Annotated in this window: 6 protein-coding genes and 1 pseudogene; 4 read left to right on the top strand and 3 right to left on the bottom strand. The window is 58.6% G+C overall.

The genetic code is table 11. The features are described from left to right. Positions 1 to 1109 (top strand): annotated as a pseudogene (locus tag ED236_RS08005) (M10 family metallopeptidase C-terminal domain-containing protein); the annotation flags it as partial. A 686-nt stretch (positions 1110 to 1795) separates the two neighbouring features. On the opposite strand, the gene ED236_RS08000 reads toward ED236_RS08005, so the two are convergent. After that, positions 1796 to 3823 (bottom strand): sodium-translocating pyrophosphatase, encoded by a 2028-nt coding sequence (locus ED236_RS08000; RefSeq protein WP_123237465.1) that lies wholly within the window; start codon positions 3821 to 3823, stop codon positions 1796 to 1798. A 280-nt stretch (positions 3824 to 4103) separates the two neighbouring features. Continuing rightward, positions 4104 to 4520 carry a DciA family protein gene (locus ED236_RS07995; protein WP_123237422.1) on the bottom strand — a complete coding sequence of 139 codons (417 nt, stop codon included), beginning with the start codon at positions 4518 to 4520 and terminating at the stop codon, positions 4104 to 4106. Between the two features lie 28 nt (positions 4521 to 4548). On the opposite strand from ED236_RS07995, the gene ED236_RS07990 reads away from it, so the two are divergent. The 3 genes from ED236_RS07990 to ED236_RS07980 all read left to right on the top strand — a co-directional run bounded on the left by ED236_RS07990 (position 4549) and on the right by ED236_RS07980 (position 8508). Further along, the gene (locus ED236_RS07990; RefSeq protein ID WP_123237421.1) at positions 4549 to 5430 is read left to right on the top strand and encodes a M23 family metallopeptidase; all 882 of its coding nucleotides are present in this window, start codon (positions 4549 to 4551) and stop codon (positions 5428 to 5430) included. Positions 5431 to 5550: 120 nt separating this feature from the next. Beyond that, positions 5551 to 8283: a preprotein translocase subunit SecA gene (secA, locus tag ED236_RS07985; protein WP_123237420.1), complete on the top strand. Its 2733-nt coding sequence runs from the start codon at positions 5551 to 5553 to the stop codon at positions 8281 to 8283. Between the two features lie 39 nt (positions 8284 to 8322). Then, positions 8323 to 8508 carry a DUF1289 domain-containing protein gene (locus ED236_RS07980; RefSeq protein WP_123237419.1) on the top strand — a complete coding sequence of 62 codons (186 nt, stop codon included), beginning with the start codon at positions 8323 to 8325 and terminating at the stop codon, positions 8506 to 8508. Between the two features lie 66 nt (positions 8509 to 8574). On the opposite strand, the gene ED236_RS07975 is transcribed toward ED236_RS07980, so the two are convergent. Continuing rightward, on the bottom strand, positions 8575 to 9033 hold the full coding sequence (locus ED236_RS07975; RefSeq protein ID WP_123237464.1) for a MarR family winged helix-turn-helix transcriptional regulator: 459 nt from the start codon (positions 9031 to 9033) through the stop codon (positions 8575 to 8577). Positions 9034 to 9086: the final 53 nt, after the last annotated feature.

The following is a 9086-nucleotide window of genomic DNA, read 5'->3' as shown; positions in this document are numbered from 1 at the left end:
CCCTGATTGCCCAGTTGGTGCGGGGCACCGAGGACGCGAATAGCCTTGGCAGCACGAGCTTGAGTGCTACCATCCCGCAGATCCTGTATGGCTTTGATGGCGCTGACACCCTGACGACGGGCGGCGGTAACGACTTGCTGTTCGGTGGTGATAACAACGACACCCTAAGTGGCGGGGCGGGTAATGACCTGCTGTCGGGTGGCAACGGCGACGACAGCCTCCTCGGTGGCGATGGCAACGACACGCTGACCGGTGGCGCAGGCACCAATACCCTGAACGGCGAGGCTGGCGATGACACCATCCTGCATGACACCGGTGGCCTTATTCTGGGCACTTACAACGGCGGGGATGGTATCGACACCCTGGAAGTAGCGGTGAGTGAATTCGGTGGTATCTTTCAGATAATACAGATTCAACATATCAGCGACGCGAGCCTGGTGAACATCGAGAATGTGCTGATCAGCGGAGTCAACGGGCAAGGTGACGTTAAAATTGACCTCAGTTTACAAAGCGAAAATCTGAACATCAGTGTGCTGGCCAGCAACACGACAGGAAATATCAGGGTCATTGACGGTAGCGGCAATGACACGATCACTGGCGGGGTGGGTAATGACACGCTGTTTGCTCGGTTTGGTAATGATGTGTTGAGTGGCGGGGCAGGCAACGACATTCTCATTGGAGGTGATGGGGCTGATACGTTCACCGGGGGTATGGGTAGCGATGTGTTTTCGTATTCCCGCCTGTCGATTGGCGGGTTGGGTGGGAATGACTCGACGCTGACAGCACCCGATACCATCACTGACTTTGTCAGTGGCGTTGACAAAATCCAAATGGCTCATGGCTCACCGACAGTTCCGGGTAGTGCGACCAGCTACCGTGAAGCGGCTAGCTCGGGCAACACTATAGACGCCAATCTGGCGGCGGCCAATGCGGCGTTTGCGGCCTCAGGTAACACGGTCTCCTATTACCTCACTGATGATGGCAATGGCACGGGCTTGCTGTTCGTCGATTCGAATAACCGTGGCGAACGAGATGGTATTGCGAACGGCGTGATCAAGTTGGTGGGCATCACCCAGGACAACTTTGCCTTTACCGACATCATTGACTAGCTTCGTAGGGCGCACCTGCTTGCGGTGCGCCGTATGGGGTGTGCTGTATGGCTTGTGCGGCGGACTGCCTAAGGCGAGTCCGCCCTACTGATTGGTGTCTGAGGCGAGTCTGTCCTGCTGTTTAGTCGCACTGCTTTACCGTCGTTCCCGTGCAGGCGGGAACCCAGGCAAGGTGCGTTATGCGCGAGTTTCAAGCAACAGGCGTAGTAAAGGTGTGGCGCGATAAGCGGCTGGTACGGCGCGATAAGTGGCGAAGATGGCGGTTTGTTTTGCAGAACTGGATTTCCGCCTGCGCGGGAATGACGGGTCTGGGTGTTGGCGGTGGTCTATGCCGGTCTGAGTCCATGTGAGCCAGTCTGAGAAATCAGCGGTAGGGCGCAATAAGCAACGGGCATTGCGCCGTATTGGGGTTATTCAAGGTTGAGGCTTACATGCGGCGCAATACGCTTTGCTATTGCGCCCTACTTTATATCCGCGTAGGCGCACCCGCTTGCGGTGAGCCGTAGCATGTGAAGCAAAAGTAGATGGGGTGCTCAGTTTGAGCGCACTGGACTTGCGCCTGCGCGTAAATGACCGTGCTTAGTGTTTGCGGTGGTCTGGCTGAATGAATGAAAACCCCGCCGGATGGCGGGGCTGGTGGTAGACAAAAGCCCGCTGATGCGGGCTTTTGCTTGCTGCGTGCTGAGCTAGAGCAAAGGCACGATCAGCAGGGCCACGATGTTGATGATCTTGATGAGCGGGTTCACAGCCGGGCCAGCCGTGTCTTTGTAGGGGTCGCCCACGGTGTCGCCGGTGACGGCCGCCTTGTGGGCGTCGCTGCCTTTACCGCCGTGGTTGCCGTCTTCGATGTATTTCTTGGCATTATCCCAAGCGCCCCCGCCGGTGCACATGGAGATGGCGACGAACAGGCCGGTGACGATGGTGCCCATGAGCAGGCCGCCCAGTGCCACCGGCCCCAGGATCAGGCCCACGGCGATGGGCACGGCCACTGGCAGCAGGGACGGGATCATCATTTCCTTGATGGCACTGGTGGTGAGCATGTCCACGGCTTTGCCGTATTCCGGTTTGCCGCTGCCGTCCATGATGCCCTTGATGTCGCGGAACTGGCGGCGCACTTCTTCCACCACAGCCCCCGCTGCACGCCCCACCGCTTCCATGGCCATGGCACCAAACAGGAAGGGGATGAGGCCGCCGATGAACAGGCCGATAATGACCATGGGATCGCTCAGGCTGAAATCAACCGCCTTGCCTGCGCTTTCCAGCTTGTGGGTGTAGTCCGCGAACAGCACCAGTGCTGCCAGGCCGGCCGAGCCGATGGCATAGCCCTTGGTGACCGCCTTGGTGGTGTTGCCCACGGCATCCAGCGGGTCGGTCACGTCGCGCACGCTGCTAGGCAGTTCCGCCATTTCGGCGATGCCGCCTGCGTTGTCGGTGATGGGGCCGTAGGCATCCAGTGCCACCACGATACCGGCCATGCTGAGCATGGACGTAGCCGCAATGGCGATGCCGTACAGGCCAGCCAGTTCATAGGAGGCATAGATGGCGATACACACCGAGATCACCGGCCAGGCGGTGGACTTCATGGAAACGCCGATGCCCGCGATGATGTTGGTGGCGTGACCGGTGGTGGAGGCTTGGGCCACGTGCTTGACCGGCGCGTAGTCGGTGCCGGTGTAATACTCGGTGATCCACACCAGCGCCGCCGTCAGTACCAGCCCAACCGCACAGGCGCCGAACAGGGCCATGGCACTGATAGTCTGCTCACCCGCCGTGACCCCCTCCGGGAACAGATAGGTGGTGACGAAGTAGAACGCCACCAGTGACAGCACACCCGCCACCGCCAGGCCTTTATAGAGGGCAGGCATCACGTTCTTCATGCCCGGACTGGCTTTCACGAAGAAGCAGCCGATGATGGAGGCCACGATGGACACCGCACCCAGCAGCAGCGGGTACAGCACACCGTTGGCACCGGCTTCGGCCAGCATCAGCCCGCCCAGCACCATGGTGGCGATGATGGTCACCGCATAGGTCTCGAACAGGTCGGCGGCCATGCCAGCGCAGTCGCCGACGTTGTCACCCACGTTGTCCGCGATGACCGCCGGGTTGCGCGGGTCGTCCTCGGGGATGCCTGCTTCTACCTTGCCCACCAGGTCGGCGCCCACATCAGCGCCCTTGGTGAAGATGCCACCGCCAAGCCGCGCAAAGATGGAGATCAGCGAGGAGCCGAACGCCAGGCCGATCAGCGGGTTGAGGTCACTGGCGGCTTCGCCCCCCAGGTAGATGTAGAAGCCGGTCACGCCTAACAGGCCCAGCCCCACCACCAGCATGCCGGTGATGGCGCCGCCCTTAAAGGCGACATCCAGCGCGGCGGGGATGCCCTTGGTGGCGGCTTGTGCGGTGCGTACATTGGCGCGCACCGACACATTCATGCCGATGAAGCCGCACGCGCCGGACAGGATGGCGCCGATCAGAAAGCCGATGGCGGTGGGAGTGCCGAGGAAATAGCCGATGAGTACAGCGAGGATGATGCCAACGAGGGCGATGGTTTTGTATTGGCGCGCCAGGTAGGCTGCAGCGCCTTGTTGGATGGCCGCCGCGATTTCCTGCATCCGTGCATTGCCGGCCGGCAATGAAAAGATCCAGCGGCTCATGAAAGCGCCGTAAAGTACGGCGAGTAGTGCACTAGCTAAAGCTAAAATCAGTCCAGCAGACATCGACATCTCCCTCTGAGTGTTAAGTGAGAACCGCGGGCCGTGCTTTTGTGTGACAGTATTTCAGTGCAGCATGCAGTGACTTGGTACTTGATGCCTTGCTGCTTGCATCCTTTGGCGGTTGGTTCCCTTTGAAAAAACTTATAAAAATTGTGGTGGTGCGTCTGCATTATTTCACCTTTGCCAGACCCCCACAATAGCGGAGGGGCAAGGCTCTTATATAAGACTTTTGGGGTGTTTGCCAGCCTGCTGGCGGGCGGCAGAAGCTGCTCTGTGCTGGCTTTCAGCGATGACTGGCGAGGCGCTTGATCACCTCGGAAAGAGGCGACTCGCCCAGGCTCTCCGCTAGTTGCTGCAATTGCCTGGAGGCGGCTGTACTGACCGTGCGTTTGGGCTTGATGGACGGCTGGCTGGCAGATAGCACTTGCACTCGCACGCGAATTGAAGTAACTTCAAGCCCCTGCTTTTGCAGCTTATTTAGCATGGTTGGGGTCAGTAGACGCAGCTTGGCAGCCACGCTGCCATTGGTGGCGAATACGACCAGCTCGTGATCCTGCAGGCGACCGACATGCAAATAGGGCTGCAAGGCTTCCGGAACTGTCGTTTTCCAAACGGCTTGCATCACGCCCGAGTCGCGCAATAGATCAGACCAAGTGGATGGCACGTGCTGTGCTTGTAAAAATTGGCCGATACGTTGCACTTGTTACGACTCCCAGTGAGGGGGAACTGTGAATATCATTATCTTTACCGATGCCACTGCGAAGGCCAGAACCCTGAGCAGCCGTCAATTGCTGGCGCTGGTGCTGTGCTGGACCGTGCTGGCTGTGCTGCTTACCATCTGGATTATAGCGCCAGGCAGCCAACATGGGCCCAGCAACGTCAAGCATCTGCTGCCTAATCCATTCAATTTTTCCATACAGCATTCACAAAAGCATCTGGACGCCTTGACCTTGCAACTCGGCGAGATGCAGGCGCGCATGTCCAGGCTGGATGCGCTCAGTGACCAGCTGGCCAAGCTGGCGGGTATCAAGACGGAAGATATGCCGACAGCGCCCGGTCGTGGTGGCCCTGAAGTCAATGCGCGCTCACTCAATGCAAACGAGCTGGAGCAACATATCGCGGCGCTGGCAGAACAGATCGCGCAGCGTGGCGACCAGCTGAGTCTGCTGGAAGCGCTGCTGGTTCAAAAGAACATCAAGAACAACCTGTTGCCGGACAGTGCGCCGGTGTATGCCAGCTACAACTCGTCCAGCTTCGGCTGGCGTGTCGATCCCTTCACTGGACGCAATGCCTTTCATGAAGGGCTGGATTTCACCGCCGACGTGGGCAGTCCGGTATTTGCAGCAGCGGATGGCCTGGTCGTGGCAGCTGAAGGCCGGGCCGACTATGGTAATATCATCATCGTGGATCACGGTGCTGGCATGGAAACGCGCTATGCGCATCTGTCCTCATTCGTCGCCAAAGTGGGTGACCGTGTGCAAAAAGGTCAGGCGATCGGCAAAGTGGGTAACACGGGCAGATCGACCGGGCCGCACCTGCATTTTGAAGTACGCCTGAACGGCGCACCTCTGGACCCGCGCAAATACCTGCAACACGATAAACACGCATGATGAATGCTTGTGATTAATGCTTGAAAAAACGCAACCGAATGCCCACTATCCTGTCTAGTTCCAGACTGAATCCCTACTAACCTAGAGGCTCCCGACCTGCTCGGGAGTTGGTGTCATCTCATGTTATCCACGTTGTTCAAAAGATTCTTCGGCAGCCGTAACGAGCGCCTGGTCAAACAATATGCTTCCCAGGTCAAGGCCATCAACGCGCTGGAACCGCAGATGGAAGCGCTCACTGACGATGCCCTGCGTGCCAAGACCGAGGAGTTCAAACAGCGTCATCAACAGGGCGAGTCGCTGGACAAGCTGCTGCCCGAAGCCTTCGCTGTGGTGCGTGAGGCCAGCCGCCGCGTGCTGGAGATGCGTCACTTCGATGTGCAGATGATAGGTGGCATGGTGCTGCATGCCGGCAAGATCGCCGAAATGCGCACGGGTGAGGGCAAGACGCTGGTGGCGACGCTGCCGGCCTATCTCAACGCGCTGTCCGGCAAGGGCGTGCATGTGATCACCGTCAATGATTACCTGGCCAAGCGCGATGCCGAATGGATGGCACGCCTGTATAACTTCCTCGGCCTCACGGTGGGCATCAACCTGTCCAACATGCCGCATGAAGACAAACACAAAGCCTATGCGGCCGACATCACCTATGGCACCAACAACGAATTCGGCTTCGATTACCTGCGCGACAACATGGTGTACACGCTGGACCAGCGTGTACAGCGCACGCTGAACTATGCTCTGATCGATGAAGTGGATTCCATCCTCATTGATGAAGCGCGCACACCGCTGATCATCTCTGGTCAGGCCGAAGGCGGCGCTGACCTGTATGTGCAGATCAACGAGATCGCCGCCAAGCTGGTGCGTCAGGAAGAAGAGGACGGCGAGGGCGATTACTGGGTCGATGAAAAAGCCCATCAAGCCTATATGTCGGAGCAGGGGCACGAGCATGCCGAAGCGCTGCTCAGTGAAGCCGGCCTGCTGCCTGAGGGCGTGAGCCTGTACGACGCGGCCAGCATCACGCTGATCCACCATCTGTATGCGGCCCTGCGTGCGCGTGCCTTGTTCCACCGCGATCAGCACTACGTGGTTCGCAATGGCGAAGTGACCATCGTCGATGAGTTCACCGGCCGCATGATGACCGGCCGACGCTGGTCCGACGGTCTGCATCAGGCCGTCGAGGCCAAGGAAGGCGTGGCGATCCAGAAGGAAAACCAGACGCTGGCTTCGATCACCTTCCAGAATTATTTCCGCATGTACGGCAAGCTGTCCGGCATGACCGGTACCGCCGATACCGAAGCCTATGAGTTCAGCCAGATCTATGGTCTGGAAACCGTGGTCATCCCTACCCATCGCGGCATGCAGCGTAAAGACATGATGGACAAGGTGTACCGCACCGCCAAGGAGAAATATCAGGCCGTGGTGGATGACATCATGGACTGCCAGCAGCGCGGTCAGCCCGTGCTGGTGGGCACCACCTCCATCGAGAACTCGGAGCTGATCTCCGAACTGCTCACCAAAGCCAAGCTGGAACATCAGGTACTGAACGCCAAGCAGCACGAGCGCGAAGCGCACATCGTGGTGCAGGCGGGTCGTCCCGGTGTGATCACCATCGCCACCAATATGGCAGGCCGTGGTACCGACATCGTGCTGGGGGGTAACCCGGAGCCGGATATCAATGAAGTGCGTCAGAACGAAGCGCTGAGTGAGGCCGAAAAAGATGCGGCTATCGCCACGCTTAAAGCCGAATGGCAACAGCGCCATGACGCGGTGCTGGCAGCGGGTGGTCTACACATCATCGGTACCGAGCGCCATGAATCCCGTCGTGTGGATAACCAGCTGCGCGGCCGTTCCGGTCGTCAGGGTGACCCGGGTTCCAGTCGCTTCTACCTGTCGCTGGAAGACCCGCTACTACGTATCTTCGCGTCTGAACGTGTCTCCGCCATCATGGAGCGCCTCAAGATGCCGGAAGGCGAGGCCATCGAGCACCCTTGGGTGACGCGCGCTATCGAGAACGCCCAGCGCAAGGTGGAAGGTCGCAACTTCGATATCCGCAAACAATTGCTGGAATACGATGATGTCTCCAATGACCAGCGCAAGGTGATCTATCAACAGCGTAACGAGTTGCTGGAAGCGGCCGATATCCGCGAAACCATACGCGCCATGCGTCAGGACGTGCTGGATGCACTGATTGCCACGCATGTCCCGCCGGGCAGTGTGGAAGAGCAGTGGGATGTGCCAGCGCTGGAACTGGCGCTGGAGGCTGAAACCGGCATCAGGCTGCCATTACAGCAGATGCTGGAAGACAACCCGGACCTGCATGAAGAGACCTTGCGCGAGCGCATCTTTGAAGCCGCCGAGCAGGAATATGTGGCCAAGGAAAGCAAGGCCGGTATCGATGTCATGCGTCAGTATGAGCGTGCCGTGATGCTGCAAAGCCTGGATAATCACTGGCGCGAACACCTGTCAGCGCTGGATCATCTGCGTCAGGGCATCCATCTGCGCTCCTACGCGCAAAAGAACCCCAAGCAGGAATACAAGCGCGAAGCCTTCGAGTTGTTCTCGGCTTTTCTGGATACCGTCAAGCGTGAAGTGACGCAAACCACCATGCTGGTACAGATACGCAGCGAAGCGGATGTGGAAGCAGTCGAGATGCCGGTCGAGCCTGAGAACGTGCAATATCAGCATGCGGCATTCGATGAAGCAATCGCCAACCCTGACGACGCACCGCCAGCGGCTGAGCAGGCCACCGAGCAACTGCCTTACGAGCGCGAGGGCGTCAAGGTCGGCAGAAATGATGCGTGTCCGTGTGGCTCTGGCAAGAAGTACAAACACTGCCACGGCCGCTTGAGCTGAGTCCGTGCTGTCAGCGCGATTGAATGAGATGATGCTGCAATGAACGAAACTGTACTTTCCCCCTGTATCGGGGTTTGCGCCATGAATGAAGCCACCGGCTTATGTGAAGGCTGCTACCGTACCATAGACGAGATACGCGACTGGTGGGATCTTGATGCAGCGCAGCGCGCCGAGGTGATGGCCAAGCTGGAACAGCGTCAGATCGAACTGGCTAACTTCGATTGATCTGATGCTGGCTAGCGCTCCTTAGCAAGGCCTGGCCAGCATCGTCTGGCGATCAAGGCTGGCCGTTCAGGCGGCGATGGAGTGTTCGCTATCGGCAGACATGGTCTGCAGAAGGCGCTGTAATGTGGAGCGCAGCTGGACAAATTCTTCATTCGACAAGCCGGTCTTGCACTCCACGCCATTCTGCACTTTGGCGATCTCGTGTTCCAGTTCGCGCCCCTGTGCAGTCAGCGTCACCTCTACCACGCGCTCGTCCAGGCTGTTGCGGCGACGGGCTACCAGGCCAGCCACTTCCAGGCGTTTCAGCATCGGGGTCAGAGTGCCGGAATCCAGATCCAGTTTGCGGGCGATCTGCCCTACGCTGACGCCATCTTCTTCCCATAACACCAGCATGACCAGATACTGGCTGTAGGTCAGGCCGGCTTTTTCCAGGCCGCCTCGATAGGCGCGCGTGAGGGCGTGGGTGGCAGCGTACAGGGCGAAGCACAGCTGATGGTCGAGTTTCAGGTTTTCGTATTGACTCATGGTCAGATCTTTGTAAATGACGGCTATCTGGGAATAATTCTTATTCTTTAAGT

It is taken from the genome of Pseudomethylobacillus aquaticus, assembly GCF_003730115.1.
In the GTDB taxonomy this organism is placed as follows: domain Bacteria; phylum Pseudomonadota; class Gammaproteobacteria; order Burkholderiales; family Methylophilaceae; genus Pseudomethylobacillus; species Pseudomethylobacillus aquaticus.
This window is presented reverse-complemented; position numbering and strand designations above follow the sequence as displayed.

Bases quoted from the DNA above. Each gene is read 5' to 3' on its own strand.
- ED236_RS08000 (WP_123237465.1), bottom strand. From the start codon at position 3,823: ATGTCTGCTGGACTGATTTTAGCTTTAGCTAGTGCACTACTCGCCGTA.
- secA (WP_123237420.1), top strand. From the start codon at position 5,551: ATGTTATCCACGTTGTTCAAAAGATTCTTCGGCAGCCGTAACGAGCGC.
- ED236_RS07980 (WP_123237419.1), top strand. From the start codon at position 8,323: ATGAACGAAACTGTACTTTCCCCCTGTATCGGGGTTTGCGCCATGAAT.
- ED236_RS07975 (WP_123237464.1), bottom strand. From the start codon at position 9,033: ATGAGTCAATACGAAAACCTGAAACTCGACCATCAGCTGTGCTTCGCC.